The organism is Microbulbifer regidiadema (SeqCode) (assembly GCF_052466995.1).
In genome coordinates this window covers 2,061,885-2,086,783 of sequence record NZ_CP174297.1, presented here as the reverse complement: position 1 = coordinate 2,086,783, position 24,899 = coordinate 2,061,885, and the positions used below count along the sequence as shown (strand labels likewise).

The following is a 24,899-nucleotide window of genomic DNA, read 5'->3' as shown; positions in this document are numbered from 1 at the left end:
GTGCCGGCTAGGCCAGTTCCCGCAGTACTCTGAGCGGGGGCTGGCTGACGGAACGGTAACAGGCCAGGGTGCCGGCGCTGCCAACTAATATGGCGCCGGTGAGGGGCCCCACCAGCCAGAGCATCGGGTGCAATACCACCGGCAGTTTAAATACCCAGTAGGACAGTACTGCCAGGGTGGCTTCGGCGCCAATGGCGGCGAGCAGGCCGGCGGTCAAGCCGAGCAGGCCAAATTCCAGTACCAGGCTGCGCAGCAGCAGGCGCCTGCGGCCTCCCAGTGTGCGGATAATTGCCGCCTCCTGCAATCGCTCGGCGATACTGGCACGCACCCCAGCAATCAGTACCAGGACCCCGGCTACGAGCATCAGTGCCATGACCGATTCGATGGCAAAGGAAACCTGGTTAATGGTGTCGCGGATACGCTGGATGATTTTATCCAGCTCTATCACACTGACGCTGGGGAAGGCGCGCACCAGGTCGTTAACCAGTAGCTTGTCCTGCGCTGGCAGGTAAAAACTGGTGATATAGGTGGCGGGAAAATCATCGATACTGCCCGGTGCGAAGATCATATAGAAATTCGGGCGCATGCTGTTCCAGTCCAGCGAGCGGAAGCTGGCTACCGGGGCTTCCACTTCCAGTCCGCCGATTGAGAAGCGCAACTGGTCCCCCAGGGACAAATCCAGCTGTGCTGCCAGCTCGACTTCTACTGACACGCCTTCGCTGGTCTTGTCCCACCATTCGCCCTCCAGGATGCGGTTATCCGGGGCCAGGGTGTCGGTGTAGCTCAGGTTGAGCTCCCGACGAACGCCACCGGGGCGATCCTTTCTCTCTTTAACCGAGACGCCGTTAATCGCCACCAGGCGGCCGCGCACCATGGGGTAAAACTCGGTGCTGCTCACCTCGCCCTGCGCCAGCATATTTTCCATCGCGGGTACATCGTGGGGGGCGATATTCAGGAGGAAGTGGTTGGGGGCCTTTTCCGGTAGTTGCATGTGCCACTCATCCACCAGGGCGGTGCGGGCAAATACCAGGGACAACATGGCCAGCAGGCCGGTGCCAAAAGCGGCGATCAGCAGGGTATTGAAGGCGGCGCGGCGTTGCAGGCTACCTAAAGCGATGCGCCAAGCGCCCCCCAGGGCGGCCAGCTTGCTGCGCACCAGACCTCGGTTGGCCAGGGCGCTGCCGGCCACCAGCAGGACCATGCCGGCAAACAGGGCGAGGGTCATAAGCAGGTTGCCGGAGAGCCACCAGATCAGCAGCAGCATGGCGCTGGGGCCGAGAATCAGTCCCAGCCACTCGCGTCTGTCCGGGTTGCTCCAGTCGTGGCGCAGGGTCTGCATCGGGTCGGTGCGGGCCAGGCGGAACAGCGGCGGCAGGGCGAAGCCCAGGGCGCAGGCGAGGCCGGTGGCGAGCCCGATCAGCAGCGGACTCCAGCTGGTGGCGGGGGGCTGTACCGGAAAGAAGCCGGCCATCAGGTGGACCGCTTGGACCTGAATAAAGGTGCCCAGTGCCAGTCCGATGGTGGTAGCAATCAGTGTCAGGGCGGCCAGTTGCCCCAGGTAGATCGCGAGGATTTTATTGCGCCCGGCACCGAGGCTTTTCATTACGGCTACGTAGGCGCCGTGGCGCAATCCGTAGCGCCGCGCCGCTAGGCCGACGGCGACACTGGCGAGCAGCACTGCCAGGCTGGCGGCGAGAAACAGGAAGGATTCAGCCCTGTCCAGGGCCGAGGCGACGCGGGGCTGACCACTGCGCAGGTCCAGTATCCGCTGGTGCTCGGTCAGCTGGGGCTTGAGCCAGTCGAAGTAGTCCTTCAGGGCCTGATCATCACCGGCAAACAGGTAGCGATAGCGCACCCGGCTGCCGGGCTGGATCACACCGGCGGCGGGCAGGTCGGCGGTATTGGCCAACAGCCGCGCGCCCATATCAAACAGACTGGTACCCCGGTCGGGCTCCCGCTCCAGCAGGGCCGATACGGTTAGCTGGGTGTCGCCAAGGGCGATAGCGTCGCCCAGTTGGAGGCCCATCAATGGCAAAAGGCGGGATTCCACCCAGGCTTCCCCCGGGGGCGGTCCCTGTAGAGCCACTTTGTTGGGGCCCTCTGGCGATTTGCGAATTTCCAGTTGTCCCACCAGCGGGTAGCTTTTGTCCACCGCCTTTACCGAGACAAACTGGAACTGGTCGTTGGCGGAGATCATGGAGGAAAACTGGACTACGCGGCCCTGCTCCAAGCCCTTGTTGGCGGCTTCTTCCAGCCAGGCGGTATCCACGGGCTTGCTGCTGCGCAGCACTCGCTCTGCGGCCAGGAAGGTGAGGGATTGCTGCTCCATGGCGCGAGTGAGGCGGTCGGTGAAGTGGGCGATAGCGGTGACACAGGTCACCGCCAGAATCAGGGCCGAGGCAATCAGTGCCAGTTCGCCACCGCGCCAGTCTCTGAACAGCAGTCTGAGTGGCAGCATCAGGCGGATACCTCCGACAGGTTGTCCCCGCCGATAAGGGGGCTATAGGTATCTACGGCGCCCGCCGACATATGTAGGTGGGAGGCACAGCGTTCCGCCAGGCGCTGTTCGTGGGTCACCAGTACCAAGGTGGTATCGGACTCCTCGTTGAGCTTAAACAGCAGGTCGATAATTTTGGCGCCATTGCCAGCGTCGAGACTGCCGGTGGGCTCATCGGCAAAGAGGATGGCCTCTGTGCTGCTAAAGCTGGCGAAGGCCCGGGCGATAGCGACTCGCTGTTGCTCGCCGCCGGACAACTGGCGCGGATAGTGGTGCAGTCGCTGCTCCAGGCCCACTCGGGCGAGGAACTCCTGCGCCCGCTTGGCGGCGCCCCGCTCGCCGCGCAGTTCGCTCGGCAGCATTACATTTTCCCGGGCGGTGAGGCCGGGCAGCAGCTGGAAGGTCTGGAACACAAAGCCCACGCAGCGGGCCCGCACCGCTGCGCGCTGCTCCTCATCCATAGCGGTAATCTCGTCTCCCGCCAGCCAGATTTTTCCTTCGGTGGGTTTATCCAATCCCGCCAGCAGGCCGAGCAGAGTGGATTTGCCGGAGCCGGAGGCCCCTGTCACGGCGAGGCTTTCGCCACGGGCGACTTCGAGGGAGATATTGTTTAATAGGGTCAGTGGTCCCTCGCTGGTGGAGACCTTGTGATAGAGGTTTTCTGCCGTGAGAATGGCGGACATACTGTATTCCCTTATGCGGATACGCGAGATTTTTGGAGAGTATGACATGACAACCGCCTTTTTTCGGCAGTTCCTGACTCGGTTCGGCTTGGTGTTGATGCTGTCGATCCCCAATCTGGCACTGAGTGCCGAGAGGGCCGGCACGCTGCTGGTATTGGGTGACAGCATCAGTGCAGCCTACGGTATGGACGAGGAGTTGGGCTGGGTCAACCTGTTGCGGGCGCGCCTGGAGAAACAGGGGCACCCGGTGAAGGTGGTGAATGCCAGTATCAGTGGTGAGACCTCGGCGGGTGGTTTGACCCGCCTGCCGCGCCTGATGGAGGCGCACAAGCCCCAGTGGCTGATTGTCGAGCTGGGTGGCAACGATGGCCTGCGAGGCTATCCACCGCAGAATTTGCAGCGCAATTTGCAGCAGATGGTCAAGCTGGCCAAAGACTCCGGAGCCGAGGTCCTGCTGCTGGGGATGCGTATCCCACCCAACTACGGCCGCGCCTATACTGAAGCTTTTGCCGCCGTCTTTCCCAGGGTGGCCGAGGCGGAGGATATCGGTTTGGTCCCCTTCCTGCTGGAGACGGTGGCGCTAGAGCGGGGCGCCATGCAATCCGATGGTATCCACCCCTCCGCCCAGGCCCAGCCGGCCCTGCTGGAGCATGTCTGGCCCTGTGTGAAGTCCCTGTTGGGGGAGAAGGCGGCTGGTGAGTCGTGTACTCCGTGATCGAAATGCGTACAATCGCGCCCCCAGGAACAGGAAAGCCTGTCTATCGTTTTTAAGCTGCGATTGTGCGCCCGGCCACTGGTCGCGAATGAGTTAGAGAGACACCATGCCCGATTTGGAAAACCGCCGCGAGCGGCTCGAGTTTAATAAGCTGCAAAAGCGTCTGCGCCGCCATGTGGGCCGCGCTATCGCCGACTTCAATATGATTGAAGAGGGCGACAAGATTATGGTCTGTTTGTCCGGCGGTAAGGATTCCTACGCCATGCTGGACGTTCTGCTGAATTTGCAGAGGACGGCGCCGGTTAATTTTGAGCTGGTGGCGGTCAATATGGATCAGAAACAGCCGGGCTTCCCCGAGCATATTCTGCCGGAATACTTGCAGTCCCTGGGCGTGCCCCACCATATTGTCGAGAAGGATACCTACTCGGTGGTGAAGGAGGTGGTGCCTGAGGGCAAGACCACCTGTGGGCTCTGCTCCCGCCTGCGCCGGGGTACCCTGTATGGCTTTGCCGAGGAAATCGGTGCCACCAAGGTGGCTCTGGGCCACCACAAGGACGATATCGTCGAGACCCTGTTCCTGAATATGTTCTACGGTGGGCGCCTCAAGGCGATGCCGCCTAAGCTGCGCGCCGATGACGGCCGCAATATTGTGATTCGCCCGCTGGCTTATTGCAGCGAGGACGATATCGCCCAGTACGCCGAGTACAAACAGTTCCCGATCATTCCCTGCAACCTGTGCGGCAGCCAGGAAAACCTACAGCGCCAAGCGATCAAGCAGATGGTGCGGGAGTGGGACAAAAAATTCCCCGGCCGCAGCGAAAATATTTTCGCCGCGATTACCCGGGTGTCTCCGTCACAGTTGGCGGACAGGGATCTCTACGATTTTGAGAGCTTGGAGTTGGACCGCTCTACGCCGTCGGCTGTCGAGCGTCCTGACCATTCAATCCAGCGCCAGGTGAACTCTTGGGAGCCGGAGGAGGCTCAGGAATCCGCGCCCCAGTATATTGAGGCGCTGAATCTGTAGGGTCGGCACCGCTGACCAGCTGCGCGTAGCTGCATTCAAAATCCCGGGTACTGGCGCTGGGCCCATGGTGAAAGTGCTGGTGCCACAGGCGCGCCATATTGGCCACGTCTGAGGTTTCCTCGTCCAGGATTTTGTGTACGCCAGCGGACCTGTAAATCAGCCAGGCAATGGCGGTGGCATAGCGCAGGTTGGTGGTCAGCTCGCTGTGGGGGTGGTCGAGAAAGTCCCGCTGGCTCGCCAGCCCTCGCACCTTGGAGGCGAGGGCCGGGTGATCGATCAGGTATTGGTCCCAGATTTCCCGGTGGGTGTGCGGTTGGATTTGGTAAATACCCAGTCCGTGGCGCCGCCCCTGTTTGAGGTGGAAGCCCAATTGCGACTCCTGGGCGGCGGTGCCCAGAAGAAGATTTTCCATGCTCTGGCTCCAGGCTCTCAAGTGCTTGAGGGTTGGACGGATAACCTGGAGTCGGAGCTCATTCAGACAAATGCCCATAGTGTTGTCTTTTTTCTGTAGGTGTGCTCAACATATATGTAGTTTGCTGATTGAGTCGGCGCCACCTAATAAGTAGATTTACGCGCAATAAACATAACAATTTCCACATGGCGCCCATCCCGCAGCTCGCTGTGTCGAAAATTTGAGCAGCAAGGTACAGGTCATTACCGTGCCAAGTGCCATTCCATTTTGATCAGAAGGAACCCCCTATGTCCGCCGAGTGGCTGATCGCCCTTACCTTTATTGCCTATCTGGCTTTGATTGTTGTTATTGGTGTTTACGCTTATATGCGCACCAAGAATGCCAGCGACTATTTCCTCGGCGGCCGCTCTCTGCCGCCGGCGGTGGCGGCGCTGTCCGCCGGTGCATCGGATATGAGTGGCTGGCTACTGCTGGGATTGCCCGGCGCGGCCTATGCAGCAGGGCTCTCCGCCGGCTGGATCGCGATTGGTCTGTTCTCCGGTATCGTTTTGAGCTGGGTGACGATGGGGCGGCGTCTGCGGATTTATACCTATGAGTTGGATGATTCACTGACAGTACCGGCCTACCTGGATCGGCGCTTTAAAATGGGGCACCCCTACCTGCGTACAGTCTGCGCAATATTCATCCTGTTGTTTTTCCTTTTTTATGTGGCCTCGGGTCTGATTGCCGGCGGCAAGTTGTTTGAAACAGTCTTTGGCTGGGACTACCGCTGGGCGGTGATTATCGGTGCGATTGCGGTAATTTCTTACACTCTGTTTGGCGGGTTTTTGGCGGTGTCCTGGACCGATGTGTTCCAGGGATTGCTGATGAGTGCGGCGCTGATTGCGGTGCCTTTAGTCGTTATTTCCGACCAGGGTGGATTTTCTAGCAGCTGGAGTCGCCTGCAAGCCGAGATGCCCCAGCTGACCCACTGGATGAGCGATAACAGCGGGCAAACCCTGAGCCTGGTGGCGATCCTCAGCTCTCTCGCCTGGGGGTTGGGCTACTTTGGCCAGCCGCATATTTTGGCGCGATTTATGGCGGTGCGCAGTCCCAAGGATATTCCCGCAGCGGCGACGGTTGCCGCAGTGTGGTCTCTGTTCGGCTTTTTGGGCGCTATGGCGGTGGGCCTGTTTGCGCACCTGGAAATCCAGCAGAGCCTGCCGGACGGTGAAACGGTGTTTATGGAAATGGTACAGGTACTGTTCCACCCGGTGGTTGCCGGTGTTCTGCTGGCGGCAATTCTGTCCGCCATTATGAGTACGGCGGACTCCCAGCTGTTGGTGTCCTCGGCGGCGCTGGCGGAAGATATTTACCACGTGTGGTTCGGCCGCGAGACCAGCCCCGAGGCCATGGTAAAAGTGGGGCGCTGGGCGGTGGTAGCCCTGTCGCTGGTCGCCGTGTGGATTGCGATGGACCCGGAATCCCAGGTTCTGGAGGTGGTGAGCTACGCCTGGGCGGGCCTGGGGGCCGCCTTCGGACCGGCACTGCTGATCAGTTTGTACTGGTCTCGCATGACCGGCAGTGGCGCTATTGCCGGGGTTATCGTTGGCGGCGTTACCGTGGTGGTGTGGGAGCAGCTCTCCGGGGGGATTTTCGATGTTTATGAGTTGCTGCCGGGTTTTGTTTTCTCTTCAGCTGCTATCGTGTTAGTTAGCGCGCTGACGAAGTGCCCGGAAGTCGTTGCCTCACAGCACCGCAAGCTGCTTGGTTGAGGGGGCAGGGCAGGTCTTGAACCCGAGCTGCGCGCTCGGGTCGAGGCGCACCAGCCGCGCTGGGGACGCACCTCTGGCAAAGGTGCGACTGTTGTGAAGTGAAATGGATTTCCATCCGCAGCAAATATTCAAATAGCGGTTGGAGATGCTGGGTGATCATAGTTCATCTGGGTGATATCACTCGATTGCACGTCGATGTAATCGTCAATGCTGCCAACAGCCGTCTCCTCGGAGGCGGCGGTGTCGATGGGGCCATACACCGCGCGGCGGGCCCCAAGCTACAGAGGGCTTGCCGCAGTTTGGGCGGCTGCCCGGTTGGCGATGTGCGCGCGACAAGCGCTTATTCCATTCCCGTAAAACGTATCTACCACACGGTTGGGCCGGTTTGGCGCGGTGGCAATTTGGGCGAGCCCGAATTGCTGTCCTGCTGCTACCGCCAATGTCTGGCGCTGGCTCGGCGTGAAAATATGCATTCAATCGCATTTCCGGCGATTAGCTGCGGTGTTTACGATTATCCACCAGAGCGCGCGGTAGAAGTTGCCGTCGAGCAGGTACAGCAGTTTCAGGAAAAGGAGGGCGCACCTGAGCAGGTGATTTTTTGCTGCTTTGATAAACCGATGGCAGACCTCTATCTGTCCCAACTCTACGCCTACGTTAGGCGCTAAAAGCCACGCTTTACCGGTCTAGTGATGCTTTCAGCCATTGATTGATATCTATGGGTTGGGGATTATTAGTGTTCTGACAATAACAATATAAGAAAAGAGGAGATTGTCATGCGCAGTGCCCAGCAGTGGTTTGCCGAGTATGGTGAGAGTCATCAGAATCCGATTAACAAATCCATTCACTGGATTGCCGTCCCAGTTATTTACGCCACTGTGGCCGGGCTCCTGTGGGCAATTCCCCAGCCGGAGTTTATGGGGGCGATCCCCTGGTTGAATTGGGCCGTAGTGGTCACTATCCCGATTCTCCTGTTTTATTTTGTGATGTCGTTTCCCATCGCCCTGGGAATGACGGGGCTAACGATTCTGTGTTTGTGGGCCTGGTCGGTATTGGAGCGCCTGGGGGTGCCCATCTGGCAGACGGCACTGGCGCTGTTTATCGTTATGTGGATATTCCAATTTATCGGCCATCATATCGAAGGCAAAAAGCCCTCTTTCTTTAAAGATTTACAATTTTTGCTGATTGGGCCGGCCTGGGTGATTGGGTTTATTTACCGGAAGCTGGGTATTCAATACTGATTACTCCCTGGTATCGATGAGTGGCTGTGGCCACTCATCGCTTGGCCCGCTAGCGGTTGTAGTGAACCGGTACTTCCAATGTCTCTTTAACCTCTTCCATCACCACATAGCTGGTGCACTCTTGTACTTCCGGCAGTGTCAAAAGGGTCTCGCCGTAGAATTTGCGGTAGGCGCTCATATCGGCCACCCGGGCTTTGATTAAGTAATCAAAATTTCCCGATACCAGGTAGCACTCCTGCACTTCGGGCAGGGCGGCGACCGCATTGCGAAACTCCTCAAAGGCGTCCTGAGCGGAGCGGTTCAGTCGGATTTGCACAAAGACCACCAGGGCCGCATCGAGGAACTCCGGGTTAATCAAGGCGGTATAACCCTGAATAACATTGTCATTTTCCAGGCGTTTGACCCGCTCGACACAGGGGGTCGCAGTCAATCCTACTTGCCTGGCCAGCTCCGCATAGCTGGTGCGCCCGTTCTTTTGCAGAACGCGCAATATATTCCGGTCGATGGTACTGAGCTCTCCCGCGCGCTTGCGCATAACGGCTGTCTCCAATGTAGTCGATACGCTTAAAAAGTAGACATATCTGGGGCTTTATTAGTGGATTCCACTAGTTTTATCCAAATTCTAGTAAATATCCACTTATTAGCTGTTCCTATAATGGTGAAAACATAGAAATTAGGTGCTTCTGTTTTTAGAGAAGTGCCAAGCGCAGAGAGCGAGGAGAAACAAAATGTTGATTGGCGTCCCTAAAGAGATTAAGAACCACGAGTATCGTATTGGCCTGACGCCGTCGAGTGTTCGCGAACTGATTGGCCACGGTCATGAAGTGATCGTACAGAAGGATGGCGGTGCCGCTATCGGTTTCCCCGATGAGATGTATATTCAAGCCGGCGCTAAAATTATCGATACTCCGGAAGAAATTTTTGCCACTGCCGATATGATCGTCAAGGTAAAAGAGCCCCAGCCCCACGAGTGCGAAATGCTGCGCCCTGGACAGCTCCTGTACACCTATCTGCACCTGGCACCAGACCCCAAACAAACTGAGCTGCTGGTGAAATCCGGCGCTACCTGCATCGCCTATGAAACCGTGACCGACCGCTTCGGCGGCCTGCCTCTGTTGGCGCCTATGTCCGAAGTGGCCGGCCGTATGTCGGTACAGTGCGGTGCCCACCACCTGGAGAAAGCCCAGGGCGGTCTCGGTGTACTGCTCGGCGGTGTTCCCGGTGTTGCCCCGGCTAAAGTCCTGATTATCGGCGGCGGTGTTGTGGGTACTAACGCAGCGAAGATGGCCCTGGGTATGGGCGCTGACGTGACTATCCTCGATCGCTCCCTGCCGCGCCTGCGCCAGCTGGACGATATCTTCGGCGGTGCGGTTCGCACTGAATACTCCACCAACGATGCGATCGAAAAGCACGCATTGGAAGCGGACCTGGTTGTAGGCGCGGTCCTGATTCCAGGTGCTGCGGCTCCCAAACTGCTGACCCGCGACATTATCAGCCGCATGAAGAAAGGCGCTGTTATTGTTGACGTGGCCATTGACCAGGGCGGTTGTTTTGAGACCTCCAAGGCAACCACTCACCAAGAGCCCACCTACGTGGTTGACGGTGTTGTTCACTACTGTGTTGCCAATATGCCCGGCGGTGTTGCGCGCACCTCCACTATGGCCCTGAACAACGCCACCCTGCCTTACGCTGTGGCTCTGGCCAATAAAGGCGCCAAGCAGGCTCTGCTGGACGATGCCAACCTGCTGGAAGGCCTGAACGTTCACGCGGGCATGGTGACCTACCAAGCCGTAGCCGATGTGCTGGGTTACGAGTTTGTAGATCCCAAGCTGGCTCTGCAAAAAGAAGCCGTAGCGAAAGACGCTGTAGCCTGATCCCCCTGTGGCCGCCACTAGGCGGCCGCACTGTACATAAGCGCTAGCGCGCTTGTTGGTGCAACGCTTCCCCCGGAGCGCTTTTTGCGCTCCTCTCTGTGAGACCTGGTGGCACTAGCCACTATATTGATAGCCGCGTATTTACGCGGCTTTTTTATGCGCGTTATTTATGCAGATTTTGATAGCCCCGCAGAGAGATTGCGGAATTACTCAGAGGCTCTTTATGTCTTGCAAAAGGGCTGGTGTAAAAACTTGGGGGGAGAACAGAGAAGAAAAAAGCGGGGAGGGACTTCCTTGTCACCTCTTTGGGGAAGGTTTCACCGCAGCGGTTAAATAATCCAGATTTCCACCCGGCGATTTTTAATTTTTGAACTTGAGCCGTTGGAGGCTACCGGCAGATAGGCGCCGAATCCCTGTACCGGAACCGTATTGATCTGCTGGTCCCTGAGGGCTGAGCGAACCGTAGTGGCGCGCAGTTTGGATAAAATAATGGAGCGGCTTGCACTGACTTTTTCATCGCCAAAACCAATCAATAACAGGCGTTTTTGTTTGTTTTCCGCTTTTTGCATAAACCGCACAAGCCGCTGAATATCCTGTTGTGCCTTATTGTCCAGTGAGGCGCTCCCCTCGGAAAAGCGGAAATTGATACTCAGGCGCTGGGCATTTTCCGTTAATTTAAGGTACTCCTCGGGCCCCTCGCGGTTGGCAGCCGGTTTTACCCCAATCGGTGTCTGCGCCACGAAGCCAGTGGCTTTGACTTGTTCCTGGCCCTGTTCACTCTGTACAAATTGGAGAAATTCCGCCGCCGCAGGTTTTGCCCTATAGGCGGAGGAGTACAAAAACAAACGGCGCGATAGCGGGTAATCCTCCGTGGCAATGGTCAGGTGGCCCGGGGACTGGGGCTGGGTGTTGTTATCGGCTACGGCGAGCGCCTTGGACTGGCGAATAGAGGCCAGGCCGACAAAGCCAATACTGTTGGGCTGCGCCGATACCCGATCCGATAATTGCTCACTGGATTCAAAGCGCGCGGCATCGGTGCTGAGGGCGCGCGTGTTGCCCAGGACGAGACTTTGAAATGTGTCCCAGGTACCGGATTGGTCGTCCCTGGCCAGCACCTTAATCGGGGCCTTTCGCCCACCGACCGCAGACCAGTCGGTGATTTCGCCGGCAAAAATCGCCGCAATTTGTTGCAGGGTTAGTTGGTTAACCGGGTTGTGGGGGTGAACAATAATCGCCAGGCCATCGATGGCAATTACGTGCTCCGCCCCGTGTCTGCGCAGATCGCCGAGGCGATTGAGGGCCGCATTTTCTGCCGCTCTGATTGGCCGGGAGGCCATGGCGATATCGGCCTGGGCTTGCTCCAGGCCTTTAAAACCGGTGCTTGAGCCGTGTGCGGCGATATCGATATAGACTTTCTCGCCGTTGACATCGGCCCGCACGCGGACTTCATTTTCACGATCGAGAGCAATCGTTTCCAGGTTGCTGGCGCCTCTTGAGCGCAGGTAGTTACTGATCAGATTGGGGGCCAATTTTGCACCCACTGTATTTGATCCGTGCAGGGTAAAGAGCAGGCCCGAGGTGCCTGGGGGGAAGCTGGTTTGGGTTGCCGAAGTTGCCGCTGACAGTGTTATTCCGAGAAGGAAGAGAACGGTTTGCTTTGTCCGGCTTAAGAATATGCGCATAGTCACTCGACCGTGGAAGGTAAAACGAGGGCGCAAAATATGACTTAATTATGACAAATTGATGAAATATTAATTATTTAACGGGCCCTGAGCAATCCCGCAGTATTTTTGCGGGCCGCTCTACAGAGTTGCTAACCGTTGCCGCGCAGCCCAGGGGCCCCTAGCCGTGAAGAAGTTTAAGAGGCGGGGAACAATCGGCTGATCAACACGGGCAGCGCCGTTTCTACACGCAAAATACGCGGCCCCAGGTGGACCGATTGAAAGCCAACCTCCTGGAGTTTCTCAACCTCATAATTGATAAACCCCCCTTCGGGACCAATGGCTAAAGTGGTGGGCTGTTTTATATCCACCGGGCAAGCGCTACCCCCTACCGGGTGGGCTACCAGTTTGCGGGACTCGGCGCAGAGTTCGGGAAGCTCGTCTTCGACAAAGGGTTTAAAGCGTTTGCGCAGTAAGATCTCCGGCATTTGTGTGTCGACAGCCTGCTCAAGCCCGAGCAGGCACTGCTCGAAGAGTTTGTCCTCCTGCAGCCAGGGTGTCTGCCAGTAAGACTTCTCGACCCGATAGCTATTGACCAATATCAGCTTTTTGACGCCGAGAGCGGTCAGGTGCTGGATAACCCGCTTGAGCATTTTAGGGCGGGGCAGGGCTAGTATCAGGGTGAGCGGCAGCGCCTGTGGGGGATCTATGGCGAATGTCACCTCAAGCTCAACACTGTGCGCATTGAGCGCAATAATCTCACCACTGCCTATTTGCCCGTTGAGCAGCCCGACACGTAGGCGCTGTCCCGGCTCAGCTCTGTGAACCTGGGCGATATGCTCCAGCTGGCGGCCGCCCAGCTGGACACGGTTGGGGCTAATAAAGTCGTGCTCTTGTAAAACAATCAGGTTCAACGTCTGGCGCCTTGGTACTTCAGTTTATCTTGAGAGCGGTTTGCGCGGCTCGGCTTAATGGGTTTTGGCCGAGGCAATTGCGCCTTTGCCAATGCCCTCGTAGGCCCGCACGGTAATCGCTATCCCCGGCTCCTCTGCCGCCAGGGCGTTGGCGATATATTGGGCCAGTTGCTCCACGGTGGTGTCGCAGTCAAGAATTTCGCAGGCCTTGGCCGGAATGGACAGGGTGAAGTCCCCCTGTTGTGCGCGGTAGGCGAAGTGGTGGGTCTTTTCACCGCGATCATCCTGCGTGGTTGAAACCAGATCCTCGCGAGTGCCCAGGTAAATGTCTTCCCAGCGCTCAGCCCAGTATTTTTCCCGCGCCTTATTGCGCTGACCATCGGTCATCACCTGAATGCGCGATCGGTGTCCGTGGGCGATACGCTGGCAATTGCCCAGGTGTTTTTTCAAGCCGTGGCTGTAGTGGTAGAAGGCGTCTTCAATATGTTCACAGTGGAAGTTGAGTTTGAGCTTTTCCACGCTGTCGGGGAAGTGGCTGGCCAGCTGCTGGACACACCAGACGGCGACGCTGTCCGCCGCAATTGTCTCGGCGTCCACCAGGGCAAAGGCCTGCTCCGGCCCCGAGACGCTGATAGAAGCGCCACTTTGCAGCTGCCAGGTCAGGTTTACCTGGGTTTCTTTGTGCTCCAGGGTCAGCTGAGGAGAGCGAATCGGCACTAACAGGCGGTGGTCGACCTGGTCATCGAGCCAGTGTCTCAGGGTCTTTTTCACGATACCAAAATCGCAAACCATCCCCTGCTCATCCAGGGCGCCATCTAGGGCGGCATCTGCCAGCCAGGTCTCGCCTACGATGCCTCGCTTAGGGTCGAGGTAGCTGAAGTCAACGTTGGTTAAATTATCGACAAACAAGTGCATGAGTAACTCTTTGCAGGGGGTGAGATAGTAGTCGTTTATTATAACCTGTTAATAGGGCTGGATATTATTGCTTTATACCTCTATAATCGCGCCCTCTTCGGATGCACAGACACCGAAGATCGTTGTGGTGGCCCTTCCGGTCCCCTCGCAATGAACAGCTGTGAACCCCGCCAGGCCCGGAAGGGAGCAACGGTAGCAGTAGTATCATGTGCCGAGGGTGTTGCTGGTTGGGTCGCCTCCAATCTCCCCCCTTTTTTCTAAAGAATTCCCTCTAAAAAAATCCTGGCCGAGCGCGTCTCTATTCGCCTGTCTCGCAGTTTTCAATCTATTCTTTGCCAAATTTTTTTCCGCAAAGGCGATATAAAAGGGGATTTTGTGTCGATCTGGCGGCATCTGTCGCCTTGCCGTCGCTGATCGGGCGGGGCTTATGCTATAAACGGCGTCAACTATAAGCAGATCTAACAAGGATTCTTGAGGAGAAAATGAAAAAAATTGCTCTCTCGATAGCAGTTGCTGTTGCCCTGTCGGCCTGTGACAGCGGACAGCAGGCTGCAAAGCCAGCCGCTGCAACTCAGCCAGCCGCTGCAACTCAGCCAGCCGCAGAAGGTTCAGCCGCTCAAAAGCTGACCGCCAAAGATGCTCAGGCTTTCCTTAAGGGGGCCCAGCAGCGTTTGGAAAAAATGGGGCAGGAGGCGAGCCATGCAGCTTGGCTTGCTTCTACTTATATCAATATTGATTCCCAATACGTGGAAGCTTTGGCGTCAGAGCGATATACCACTTTAGCGGTAGAGTTGGCTTCAGAGGCCGCCAAGTTTAACGACCTGGATCTGGACCCGGATACCCGCCGCCAACTGACCATGTTGAAGCAGGGGCTGGTATTCCCGGCACCGAAAGATCCGGCGCTAACGTCCGAGCTGGCGCAAATCGGCTCAAAGATGCAGGGCATGTACGGCGCGGGCAAATACTGTCGTGAAGATGCCGGTGAGGAAAAGTGCTACACCCTGACCGAGATGGGCCAGGTGATGGCCACTAGCCGCGACCCGGAGCTGCTCAAAGAGTTGTGGGCTGGTTGGCGCGAAGTCTCTCCGCCGATGAAGCCTCTGTATGAGCGCCAAGTGGAGATCGGTAATGCGGGTACCAAAGAGCTGGGTTACGACAACCTGAGTGTGTTCTGGCGCTCCAAATACGATATGACCCCGGATGCCTTTGCGGCGGATATGGATACCCAGTGGGGCAAAGTGAAGCCGCTGTACGAGGCTTTGCACTGCCATGTACGCGCCAAGCTGAACGAGCACTACGGCGATGATGTCGCGCCGGCGCAGGGTAAGATTCCCGCGCACTTGCTGGGCAATATGTGGGCGCAGGAGTGGGGCAACGTCTATGACCTGGTCAAAGACGACGATATGCAGGCTCCCTACGATCTGACTCAGCTGGTTGTCGATTCCGGCATGAGTGAAAAAGATATGGTTAAAGTGGGGGAGAAGTTCTTCACCTCTTTGGGCTTTAAGCCCCTGCCGGAAACTTTCTGGGAGCGCTCCCAGTTCACCCAGCCGCGCGATCGCGACGTGGTTTGTCATGCCAGCGCCTGGAATATGGATGGCCAGGACGATCTCCGCATCAAGATGTGTATCAATAAGACGGGCGAAGATCTGGTTACCATTCACCACGAGTTGGGCCACAACTTCTACCAGCGCATCTACAAAGATCAGCCGTTCCTTTATAAAGAGGGCGCCAATGATGGCTTCCACGAAGCTGTTGGCGACACCATTGCGCTTTCCATTACGCCTAAGTACCTGAAGGAAATCGGCCTGATGGATGAGGTGCCGGATGAGAGTAAAGATATCGGCTACCTGATGCAGCAGGCGCTGGATAAAATTGCCTTCCTGCCGTTTGGTTTGCTGGTAGACAAGTGGCGCTGGCAGGTATTCAACGGTGAGGTGCAGCCGGAGGATTACAACAAGGCCTGGTGGAAGCTGCGTGAAGATTACCAGGGTATTGCCGCTCCGGTAGAGCGCTCAGAAGCGAACTTCGACCCGGGTGCCAAATACCATATTCCTGGCAATACCCCCTACGCTCGCTACTTCCTCGCGCGTATCCAGCAGTTCCAATTCCACCGCGCACTGTGTGAAGCGGCCGGTGAAACCGGACCGCTGCACCGCTGCTCCATCTACAAAAATGATGAAGCCGGTAAGAAGCTGCGCGCGATGCTGGCGATGGGTGCGAGCAAGCCGTGGCCGGATGCGATGGAAGCGCTCACGGGTCAGCGCGACCTGGATGCCTCAGCTATTATCGATTACTTCCAGCCGCTAATGGCGTACCTGGAAGAGCAAAACCAAGGCCGCCAGTGCGGTTGGTAAGCTGAAGGGTTTCGGCGTTAGTTTTATCGCCGATAGAAAAAAAGGGGGCGTGAGCCCCCTTTTTTTATTGCGGTTTCTTCGCGTTCAATAACTCGGCGTACTGCCCGGTAATGATATTCATATTGCGCAGCATCAGGTCGGTTGTGCCGGTGATCACCTGGATCTGGCGCTTTTCCGATATCTTCATATTTCCCTCAAATCCCCGACTGGCGTAACTCAAGTGATCTTTTGCCTTGTGCAGGTTGCTATTAATTTGCGGGGTATTGAGTGGGCTTTCCAATAGTTGATTTAGGCGGCTGGAGTACTCACTCAGGTCTTCATGTAGTGCCGTCTCGGCAGCTTCAGGGGATACGCCCCAAAGTGTGGCGGCGTAGTTTTTGGCAATTCTCTGCGAGAGCATACGTTGGCGGCCGGCGATATTGATAAGTTCGGCACTGTTGTGGTTGGCGAGTTGTTGGAGTTGCACAACGTAAGTGTGAGTCGCAGAGAGGAGGGAGTTGCTGCGTTTAAATAACTCGCTGGCGCTTTCTTTGCTGACCGGCTGCCTGGTGATCAACTCAAATGCGTTCCACTCCCTCTGCACTTTAATCAGTTGCGCTTTAATTTTTTGGGCGCCGGTAAATTTACTGAGCTTTTCATGGTTTTTCTTAAAATCCAAAATTGACCTGGCGAACACTTTTTGGTGGCGTTCTGCATCTGGTTGAACGCCCTGCAAGATATAAGCTTGAGTGATGCGCTGCGACAGCATTCGCTGTCGGCCAGCGGTATTAATAGCGTCCCCCATGGAGAAAGCCGCTACATCCAGGCTTAAAATTAACAAGATAAATACTGCTGATAACTTCATGATTTTACTCTTGTAGTTTGACTTGCTTCTCAATTTAAATGGGTTTTGTGTTCGCTGTGTCTATGTCAGCCCCTGTTCAAGTGGGGCGATAGTACTGCTTGTTAGCGTAGCCTTACCCCTCTCTGTCCGAGCTGGGTTATTGGGAGCTGTATTGCAGATTGGCAAGGTGTTGGAATACATCTTGGAAACACGGGGGCGCAAGTTTACCAGAGCTACCCGCCATATAATGAGACTTTGACCAATATTGATTCTCTGGGGGGGCTCCGAATAATTCGGGGCTGTGGGGTTTGTTAGTAAGTCCGCACTATATTATTGGGCATTGCGGTTTTGCTCTTTGGTTTTTTAAGGGGGGAATATTGCCTGTGAAAGTGCGCCCTGACTGTGAGTGGCCCTGAAGATGTGGTGGTATTAAAGGGGTGCTTTGATTTATCGCAAGGTGGCGGGATATACCTTGGCTGGAAATAAAAAAAGGCCCTACCGGAGGTAGAGCCTTTTCTTACTCGGAACAGGGAGGCTTAGAACTTGTAGTTTAGAGCCAAGCTGAACAGGTAAGCTTCGGTTTTGGTGGTGCCACCATCGTAATAAGTTACCAGCTGAGGAATGCTGTAGCTTGCTTCCTGGATCGTTTCATCGTCGCCCCAGATATAGGCGAAGGCAGCATCTACAGTGAGCTGCTCGCTCAATGAGTAAGTGCCGCCAACGGTCAGCCACTGGCGATCGGTGTCGGGAATGGACAGTGTGCGCCAGGTAATTGGCAGATCCTCGCCTACCAGTGCCGAGACGGTTTCGGTCTCATGGTCGTTTAAACCGTCGCGGGCGGCGCCTTGGTCGTAGGCGTAGCCAAAGCGGAAGGTCCAGTCGTTATTGCGGTAGTATTCACCGGCAACGCTGAAGCGGGAGCCGCTCTGGAAGTTTTCTTCTTTCAGTAGTAGTGGGTTGTAACCATCGCCGGCAGACGGGATATAGGCTTCCAGGCTCTCGAAGCGGTCCCAGTTAGTCCACATGTAGCCTAGCGCGAGGCCCCAGTTATTGTTAAAGCGGTGGTAAAAGCCCAGTTCCAGGGTGTCTGGCAGGTTCAGGGTCAGTTCGCCGGAGGTGTCGTCGAACGGGCTGTACGGACTTGGAGCAATATCAGAGTTTACTTCGCCTTTGATTTCGGGGTCGTACTTGGCGTGGTAAGAGATGCCCGCACGGGTATTGTCACTGATGCGCCAGATGCCGCCGATGGTCCAGCTCAGGTCCCAGGCATCTCCTTGGACGTTCAGCAGGGTGGCGCCAGCGGGGTTAAATCCGATAACGGATTCTACGGTTTCACCGATCACGAAGTTGTCGGGGAAGCTGGTGCTCAGCTCTGCGTCGACATAGAAAATATTGGCAGCGATACCAACGCTGAATTGATCGTTAAAATCATAAGCGATAGACGGCTGAATGTTGACCGTCATCAGGGAGGTCTGGTTGGCGATTGTGCTTGCCGAGAAGGTGTCGGGGAAATCAGTTTCCAGACCGAAATCGGTGTACATGGCCAGGCCCCAGGACCACTCATCGTTGATGGGGGCTGCCAGGTAGGCATTGGGGATGACTGCGCTAGTGGCAAAGTCCTTGGCATCGCCTTGGGTTTCAACTGCCAGGTAGCCAATTCCAGGGTCGACATAGTAGGTGGTGTCACCTTCTACATCGATCTCGGGATCAACATAAGTCGCACCAAGAGAAATGGTGTAGGTATCGAACAGTGCCGAACCGGCTGGGTTACGCGCGAGAATTGCAGCGTTGTCGCCGATAGTATTTTCGGCAGCAAAAGCACGGCCGAGGCCAGAAGTGCTGGTTTCCTGCAAGTAGAAACCTGCAGCCATAGCGCCTTGGGAAACGGAGCTGATCGCCGCGGCTAGAACTGCGTGTCGCAGGTAATTTTTATTCATGAGAACCCATCTCTAAGTCTGCTGATTACTGAGAGCCATAAGCAGGTTGGTAGCAACCCCGCCATAGCAGGAAGGTCTTTAGATTTATATAAGTACCTTCCATTTCCGTAACAAATCCCTTCCTGAAAAGTCTAGCAATACAAAATTGCCTGAGTGAGGGAGAGGTGTGACTTTATAAAGACAATGGGAGCAAAAAGCTATCTAAGTCGGCGGATTTTTTTCCGCCAAGCGAAAATGTGGCCATTTATTGGCTAGGGGTGACTTTTTTACCGTTGATGGATAAATTTGTCAGGTTTATTTGATATTTTTTGCCATTTTCTTCTCTCTGAATAAGTTTCACCAGGGTGTAGTTCCACTGTGGAGCGATCCACACAGTTGTCTCTTTTCCTGAGTTTTTGCTCCTCATACGAGCGACCTTGATTGTCTCGACGGGACCCAGCGGAGTTTTCAGCGTTTCAGTGCCGATTTGATTAAATTTGTAGTTGCGAATTTTTTTACCGTCGGCAACCTGGTATTGCAGGTCTGTTTTTCCGGCAGCAATATCCAGTGCTAGTTGAACTTGATAGCTGACCTTGTCGAGAACATTCGGCGGTACGTCTTTAAGGTCTTGTTCGGGGTTGTGAACATTGAGGACCAAGCCCTTTGCCGGTTCGAAGTTGAGCACCGTGGTGCGGTTGCGACCGAGGCCTTTGCGGTGGTACTCGTAGTGTCTGGGGCTGATGTGGCCGTTCTCGCTGGTAAAGCGCGAGTATTCGGTGATGCTGGCAAATAAGGCGCTGCTATCGAAATCCAGGCGCCAGTTACCATCCTGCCCGGAGAGCTCGCGAGTGGCGGTAATGCTGATCCCATTAAAACGGGCGGCGTAGGTGGCTTTGAAAGGTTCCAGCTCAGCGGCAATTGCCTGGCCGGTGACGAAAAAAACAAATAGAAAAGTAGCAAGAAGGCGCACTGTGATATCCCACAAAAAACTCAACCTTCCTGAATACTAGCTGGCGAGGTGTGCAAAGTACATTGAAGAACTTTTACCCCGCCAGCTACCAGAGAGCGGTTCTATGCGGAAATTTGCACCCCGTGTTGGGGAAGTAATTCACCGTCGAGCCGAACCCGGTCATCGGCCATTTGCAGGCGCTGCTGTGCGAACCAGGTTACCGCCATTGGGTAAATAATGTGCTCCTGAACCTGTACCCGCTGTGCCAGCAGTTCGGGGCTGTCCCCTTCCTCTATAGGGACAATGGCCTGGACGATGGGTGGGCCACCGTCGAGTTCCTCGGTGACAAAGTGCACGGTGACACCGTGCTCTTTATCCCCAGCCTCCAGTGCCCGCTTGTGGGTATGCAGCCCCTGGTATTTGGGCAGTAGGGAGGGGTGGATATTGATCAGGCGGCCGCTGTAGTGGCGCACAAATTCAGGGGTCAAAATACGCATAAACCCAGCCAGTACAACCAGGTCCGGTTTGTACTGGTCGATCTCTTCGATCAGAGCCTGGTCGAAAACCTCTCTGCTGGAGAAATTGCGGTGATCCACCACTGAGGCGGGAACACCCGCCTGCTGTGCGCGGGTCAACCCGTAGGCATCCGCCTTGTTACTGATAACCGCGCTCACCGAAAAGGGCGCATCCGCCTGTGCAGCGGCATCCAGCAGGGCTTGCAGGTTGCTGCCACTGCCGGAGATCAATACGGCAACTCTACAAGACATTACAGCCCCGCCAGCTCTACAGCTTCTGCCCCGGCTTGGGCATCTTCGATAGTGCCGACCACAAAGGCGTCTTCGCCCAGCTGCTTGAGTGTCGACAGGGCTTGTTCGGATTGTGCAGCGGGTACGCAAATCACCATGCCGACACCGCAGTTAAAGGTGCGGTACATTTCGCGGCTATCAATATTGCCCGCGTCGCGCAGCCAGTTGAATACCGGCGGCATTGTCCAGCTGCTGACATCGATACGGGCGCTGCAACCTTCGGGCAGTACGCGCGGCAGATTTTCCAGCAGACCGCCACCGGTGATGTGGCTGAGTGCGTTCACCTGGCAGGTTTTCATGAGTTGCAGGAGGTTCTTCACGTAGATGCGGGTCGGGGCCATCAGTGCTTTGGCCAGGGTTTCGCCGCCGATGTCCTGCTGGAGATCGGCGCCGCTCACTTCGAGAACCTTGCGGATCAGGGAGTAGCCGTTGGAGTGGGGGCCGCTGGAGGCCAGGCCGATCAGTACATCGCCGGCTTTAACCTTGCTGCCGTCAATGATTTCGGATTTCTCTACGACACCGGTGCAGAAGCCTGCCAGATCGTAGTCGTCACCTTCGTACATGCCGGGCATTTCAGCGGTCTCACCGCCGACCAGGGCACAGCCTGACAGTTCACAGCCTTTGCCAATGCCGGTAACCACTTCTGCCGCTATGTCGACATTCAGTTTGCCAGTTGCGTAGTAGTCGAGGAAGAAGAGGGGTTCGGCACCGGCGACGATGAGGTCGTTCACGCACATGGCAACCAGGTCGATGCCAATGCTGTCGTGAATACCCAGGTCCATCGCCAGGCGCAACTTGGTGCCTACGCCATCGGTACCTGAAACCAATACCGGCTCTTTATAGCCGCTTGGAAGTTCGCACAGGGCGCCGAATCCGCCCAGTCCACCCATAACCTCGGGGCGGGATGTGCGTTTGGCGACATTTTTGATGCGCTCTACCAGTGCATTACCTGCATCGATGTCGACACCGGCATCTTTATAAGAAAGGGATGTTTGCGTAGATTGCGGCTTGGAATCGCTCATGATTCTTCCTGCGGTGGGTATTCGAAGGGCGCGTATTCTATCCGGGTCTTGTCTTGGTAGCCACGCCCAGACGGCATCTCAAAGGGGGATTTCGGCATTTTCTCGCCATTTGAGCTGTGAAATCACCCCGATAGTGAGAACTCGGGGCTGAGAGAAATGCCTGACGCTGATACAATAGCTGCAATTTTTAGTCCGCCCCAAAATCTGGCGCCTTGCACATCGACAATAATTTCTGCAAGCTCAGGGGGTGGAAAATAAGAGGTTTGGAGATAAGTCCTATGCACAAACTGCTCCGGCAGGGATTGGTGTTGCAGTTGCTGGCTCTGATCGTCAGTGTTCTCGCCCTACCGGTCCAGGCTCGAGTCATCTCGGATTTGTACGAAGTTGTCGAGGCTGTGCCGAGTCGCGGAGCCACGGATCGTACAGCAGCCGGAAGTCGCGGCCTTGAACGGGTATTCGTGCGTGTTACAGGAGATGCTGCTATCGGCAGCAACCCCAATGTGCAGGCAGTTCTGAAGAGTGCACAGCAGTTTGTCCAGGGGTATCGCTATACCCGCGAGGACAACCAGCTCTACCTTCACCTTTCCTTTGATCCCCAAGCCATCTCCCGGCAAGTCAATCAATTGAGCTTGCCAATGTGGCCCAATAATCGCCCCGGCACCCTGGTGTGGCTGGCGGTCGATACCCTGCAAGAGGGGCGCAGCGCACTCAGTGAGGAAGTGACTCCTGAGCTGTTCTCTGTTCTCGAGGCTATGGCCATTGAGCGCGGTGTACCCCTGGATTTCCCGGTTATGGATCTCAACGATCAGCGCAATATGCCCCTCGGCGCCCTCTGGGCCCAGGATGAGCAGGCCGCTGAGCGCGCGGGTTTCCGCTACAGTCCCGATGCCACCTTAATGGGGCGGGTACTTCAGGCCTCAGGCCATCGCTGGCAGGCGGATTGGCTGTTGATTCACGGTGGCCGCAGCTATGCGTTCGATACCACCGGCGGCTCCCTGGAAGAGGTCAGCCTGCGCGGGGTCAACCAATTAGCCAATATCCTTGCCCAGCGCTATGCAGTACTCCCTAATGGGCAGGGCAATCAACTGGATGCGGTGATTGTTGAGCTGTCTGGCATCGACAGTTTTGCCGACTATGCGAAAGCCTCGGGTTACTTACAGGGGCTGGCCCAGGTGACCAGCGCCAATCTACTCTCTGTTGAGGGGGACCGTATGCGCTTGGCACTGGTCACCTCAGTGGGGTTGAACAATTTGCGCGACACCCTGGCTCTAAATCATAAGTTGCGGGCACAAGCGGACGGAGACGCCATCAATCTAAATGGATACCGTTCACCTCTGGGCAGCGCAGAGAATCCGTTGCGCTATCACTGGGATTGAGATGAGTATTCCGCAACAATTGCCGCTGGGGGTATCCCTGCGGGATGACGCCACATTTGATAACTTCTACCTGTCGGATTCCGATCCAAATAGGCAGGTGGTCGCCTTGCTACAGTCTTTTGCGAGTGGTGAGAACCCGGAGTCTGTGATCTATATCTGGGGGGAGGCCGGCAGTGGTATTAGCCACCTGCTTCAGTCCGCCTGTCAGTGCGCAGAGGCCAATGGTCGCTCTTTCCACTATCTCCCGCTCGCAGATCTGATGGCCATGGATCCCGCCGTGATTCTCGATGGCCTCGAGCGACTGGACCTTGTGTGTATTGACGATGTGCATTTGCTGGAGGGGCAGCCCGAGTGGCAGACCGCCATTTTCCACCTCTATAACCGGGTTAAGGACGGTGGCAGGCAGCTGTTGATGGGGGCCCGCAAGTCCCCTCGCGGTATGGATATTGCCCTGGCAGATTTGCAGTCCCGCCTACACTGGTCCCTGGTGTTCCAGCTCAAAACCCTCAATGACAGCGATAAGGTTGCCGCCCTGCGCCGTCGCAGCCGCCTACGCGGTTTTGATCTGCCGGAAGATGTGGCCCAATACATTCTGCATCGCGCACCGAGGGATACGCGGGCGCTTTTCCTGTGTCTGGAGGAGTTGGATCGGGCGTCGCTAATGGCCAAGCGCAAGATTACCATTCCCTTTGTTAAGCAGGTATTGGATATCTGATCCCCACGTCGACTCTGGCCGGTTTGCGCCGGCGTTCCGAGTCCAGGGGGCTCAGCTATTCTGTGCCCCTTGAACTTTTCTGCATCCCGACGGGTTAGTTGCCACTCACATTGCCCCGGCACAGCGTATTCTCTCCCTCCGCCGTACTGATCCTATTTCTTTGTGAAATCTACTCTGCCAACGATACCAATTTAAGGGGCCTTCGAATGATTCCTTAATAGCGGTAGGGTTTGCGAGGAAGTTTTGCCTCTGTCGTTTACAAATAGTTATGGCTGAGGGCAGCGTTATGCCAAGTATTCATAAAATCCTGTATATCAGCCATGGGGCAGAGGATGAAAGCAGCGGGCTGATGCAGGCTTTTGCGCTGGCGCGCAATCATCAGGCAGAGATTAAAGTGTTGCTGGTGTGCCCCAAAGTGCCGGAGGGGTTTGAGGATTTCGGCCAGTTTTGTGTGAATGCGATGCTTGAGCGGGTCAGAGGAGAAATTGAGTCGGCTCGCGCTTATATGGCGATCCCTGTAGCGAAGAGCAACTTGGAAATTGAATCGGACTGTGGCGTTCGCCCTGCAGAGCGGGTGATTCGCCGGGTCTTGGTCGAGGGCTGTGACCTGGTGATCAAGAACGTTGAGGGGCGCAGTCAGCTTAAGGGCTTTAGGGCAATGGATATGGATCTACTGCGAAAGTGTCCCTGTCCGGTATGGCTGTGTCGTCCAATCGAGCGACCGCACAGCAAGATACAGGTGGCTGTGGCGATTGATCCCGAGTGCGAGGAGGGCCGTACTTACGATTTGGCGATTCGGCTGTTGCGCTGGTCGCGAGTGCTTGCCGATAGTTGCAGTGGGGTCTTGAGCGTTATTTCCTGCTGGGATTTCGATATCGATGAATACTTGCGCCGCCATTTTACCTTGAGCGCCTCGGAGGAGGCGCTGGACGAGGCCGCAGAATGGGCGCGAGCTCAGCACCGCTCCAAGCTCGATGTGTTGATGCGTGCGTCTGGAATTGAGGGGGAGATCCACATTCGTCACGCGGTTGCCCATCCGGATAATTTTATTCCACTGCTGATCGATGAAGAGCGGGTTGACCTGCTGGTTATGGGTACCGTTGCACGGGCGGGCATTCCCGGTTTCATTATGGGGAATACGGCCGAGAACATCTTGCAGAAAGTCAGCTGTTCCCTGTTGGCCCTGAAACCCAGCGACTTTGTGTCACCGATAAAATAGCTGTGAACTATAGGTCTATTTCAGTTCGG

General features: G+C 56.2%; 22 protein-coding genes and 1 other RNA gene. 11 read left to right on the top strand and 12 right to left on the bottom strand.

From position 1 onward, the window contains the following. Positions 1-7: 7 nt before the first annotated feature. On the bottom strand, positions 8-2,458 hold the full coding sequence (locus ACJJIK_RS09025; RefSeq protein WP_444944804.1) for an ABC transporter permease: 2,451 nt from the start codon (positions 2,456-2,458) through the stop codon (positions 8-10). Then, complete coding sequence (locus ACJJIK_RS09020) at positions 2,458-3,180, bottom strand: ABC transporter ATP-binding protein (RefSeq protein ID WP_444931936.1); 723 nt, start codon at positions 3,178-3,180, stop codon at positions 2,458-2,460. Before ACJJIK_RS09020 ends, ACJJIK_RS09025 begins: the two co-directional genes overlap by 1 nt. Before the next feature lie 46 nt (positions 3,181-3,226). Between ACJJIK_RS09020 and ACJJIK_RS09015 the strand changes: the two genes are divergently transcribed. Further along, complete coding sequence (locus ACJJIK_RS09015) at positions 3,227-3,895, top strand: arylesterase (RefSeq protein WP_444931935.1); 669 nt, start codon at positions 3,227-3,229, stop codon at positions 3,893-3,895. 106 nt (positions 3,896-4,001) lie between these two features. Next, positions 4,002-4,919: a tRNA 2-thiocytidine(32) synthetase TtcA gene (gene ttcA / locus ACJJIK_RS09010; RefSeq protein WP_444931934.1), complete on the top strand. Its 918-nt coding sequence runs from the start codon at positions 4,002-4,004 to the stop codon at positions 4,917-4,919. Here ttcA and ACJJIK_RS09005 read toward each other — a convergent pair. Further along, the gene (locus ACJJIK_RS09005; protein WP_444931933.1) at positions 4,804-5,331 is read right to left on the bottom strand and encodes a hypothetical protein; all 528 of its coding nucleotides are present in this window, start codon (positions 5,329-5,331) and stop codon (positions 4,804-4,806) included. The two genes, ttcA and ACJJIK_RS09005, sit on opposite strands and share 116 nt — an antisense overlap. A gap of 287 nt (positions 5,332-5,618) precedes the next feature. Between ACJJIK_RS09005 and putP the strand changes: the two genes are divergently transcribed. From putP to ACJJIK_RS08990, 3 genes are all read left to right on the top strand, one after another. Continuing rightward, positions 5,619-7,085, top strand: coding sequence for a sodium/proline symporter PutP (gene putP / locus ACJJIK_RS09000; RefSeq protein WP_444944803.1), 1,467 nt, complete (start codon positions 5,619-5,621; stop codon positions 7,083-7,085). A 152-nt stretch (positions 7,086-7,237) separates the two neighbouring features. After that, on the top strand, positions 7,238-7,750 hold the full coding sequence (locus tag ACJJIK_RS08995; protein WP_444931931.1) for a macro domain-containing protein: 513 nt from the start codon (positions 7,238-7,240) through the stop codon (positions 7,748-7,750). A gap of 108 nt (positions 7,751-7,858) precedes the next feature. After that, complete coding sequence (locus ACJJIK_RS08990) at positions 7,859-8,323, top strand: Mpo1 family 2-hydroxy fatty acid dioxygenase (protein ID WP_444931930.1); 465 nt, start codon at positions 7,859-7,861, stop codon at positions 8,321-8,323. Positions 8,324-8,372: 49 nt separating this feature from the next. Here ACJJIK_RS08990 and ACJJIK_RS08985 read toward each other — a convergent pair whose 3' ends face one another. After that, positions 8,373-8,858, bottom strand: a complete 486-nt coding sequence (locus ACJJIK_RS08985) for an Lrp/AsnC ligand binding domain-containing protein (protein ID WP_444931929.1) — start codon at positions 8,856-8,858, stop codon at positions 8,373-8,375. A 193-nt stretch (positions 8,859-9,051) separates the two neighbouring features. Here ACJJIK_RS08985 and ald point away from each other — a divergent pair, with 193 nt between their 5' ends. Continuing rightward, entirely contained in the window at positions 9,052-10,197 is a 1,146-nt protein-coding gene (ald, locus tag ACJJIK_RS08980) for an alanine dehydrogenase (protein WP_444931928.1), read from the top strand. 329 nt (positions 10,198-10,526) lie between these two features. On the opposite strand, the gene ACJJIK_RS08975 is transcribed toward ald, so the two are convergent. The 3 genes from ACJJIK_RS08975 to ACJJIK_RS08965 all read right to left on the bottom strand — a co-directional run bounded on the left by ACJJIK_RS08975 (position 10,527) and on the right by ACJJIK_RS08965 (position 13,687). Continuing rightward, entirely contained in the window at positions 10,527-11,879 is a 1,353-nt protein-coding gene (locus ACJJIK_RS08975) for a substrate-binding domain-containing protein (RefSeq protein ID WP_444931927.1), read from the bottom strand. 176 nt (positions 11,880-12,055) lie between these two features. Next, a complete protein-coding gene (locus tag ACJJIK_RS08970) occupies positions 12,056-12,772 on the bottom strand; it encodes a 16S rRNA (uracil(1498)-N(3))-methyltransferase (RefSeq protein ID WP_444944802.1) in 717 nt (238 codons plus the stop codon). Between the two features lie 54 nt (positions 12,773-12,826). Beyond that, positions 12,827-13,687, bottom strand: a complete 861-nt coding sequence (locus ACJJIK_RS08965; protein ID WP_444944801.1) for a 6-carboxytetrahydropterin synthase — start codon at positions 13,685-13,687, stop codon at positions 12,827-12,829. Between the two features lie 134 nt (positions 13,688-13,821). Here ACJJIK_RS08965 and ffs point away from each other — a divergent pair. Both ffs and ACJJIK_RS08955 read left to right on the top strand, forming a co-directional pair. Next, positions 13,822-13,919: signal recognition particle sRNA small type (gene ffs, locus ACJJIK_RS08960), an RNA gene on the top strand. Positions 13,920-14,169: 250 nt separating this feature from the next. Then, complete coding sequence (locus ACJJIK_RS08955) at positions 14,170-16,044, top strand: M2 family metallopeptidase (protein WP_444944800.1); 1,875 nt, start codon at positions 14,170-14,172, stop codon at positions 16,042-16,044. A gap of 64 nt (positions 16,045-16,108) precedes the next feature. On the opposite strand, the gene ACJJIK_RS08950 is transcribed toward ACJJIK_RS08955, so the two are convergent. The 5 genes from ACJJIK_RS08950 to purM form a co-directional block, all read right to left on the bottom strand. Next, the gene (locus ACJJIK_RS08950; RefSeq protein ID WP_444944799.1) at positions 16,109-16,888 is read right to left on the bottom strand and encodes a type IV pili methyl-accepting chemotaxis transducer N-terminal domain-containing protein; all 780 of its coding nucleotides are present in this window, start codon (positions 16,886-16,888) and stop codon (positions 16,109-16,111) included. A gap of 515 nt (positions 16,889-17,403) precedes the next feature. Then, positions 17,404-18,804, bottom strand: coding sequence for an OmpP1/FadL family transporter (locus ACJJIK_RS08945; protein WP_444931922.1), 1,401 nt, complete (start codon positions 18,802-18,804; stop codon positions 17,404-17,406). 244 nt (positions 18,805-19,048) lie between these two features. Then, positions 19,049-19,753, bottom strand: coding sequence for a DUF3108 domain-containing protein (locus ACJJIK_RS08940; protein WP_444931921.1), 705 nt, complete (start codon positions 19,751-19,753; stop codon positions 19,049-19,051). 101 nt (positions 19,754-19,854) lie between these two features. Next, a complete protein-coding gene (gene purN / locus ACJJIK_RS08935) occupies positions 19,855-20,499 on the bottom strand; it encodes a phosphoribosylglycinamide formyltransferase (protein ID WP_444931920.1) in 645 nt (214 codons plus the stop codon). Further along, a complete protein-coding gene (gene purM, locus ACJJIK_RS08930; protein ID WP_444931919.1) occupies positions 20,499-21,560 on the bottom strand; it encodes a phosphoribosylformylglycinamidine cyclo-ligase in 1,062 nt (353 codons plus the stop codon). The genes purN and purM overlap by 1 nt, the downstream gene beginning before the upstream one ends. Before the next feature lie 278 nt (positions 21,561-21,838). Between purM and ACJJIK_RS08925 the strand changes: the two genes are divergently transcribed. The 3 genes from ACJJIK_RS08925 (at position 21,839) to ACJJIK_RS08915 (ending at position 24,870) form a co-directional block, all read left to right on the top strand. Continuing rightward, complete coding sequence (locus ACJJIK_RS08925; protein WP_444931918.1) at positions 21,839-22,936, top strand: DUF2066 domain-containing protein; 1,098 nt, start codon at positions 21,839-21,841, stop codon at positions 22,934-22,936. Between the two features lies 1 nt (position 22,937). Next, a complete protein-coding gene (hda, locus tag ACJJIK_RS08920; RefSeq protein ID WP_108732222.1) occupies positions 22,938-23,651 on the top strand; it encodes a DnaA regulatory inactivator Hda in 714 nt (237 codons plus the stop codon). 286 nt (positions 23,652-23,937) lie between these two features. Next, positions 23,938-24,870 (top strand): universal stress protein, encoded by a 933-nt coding sequence (locus tag ACJJIK_RS08915; protein WP_444931917.1) that lies wholly within the window; start codon positions 23,938-23,940, stop codon positions 24,868-24,870. Positions 24,871-24,899 lie beyond the last annotated feature (29 nt).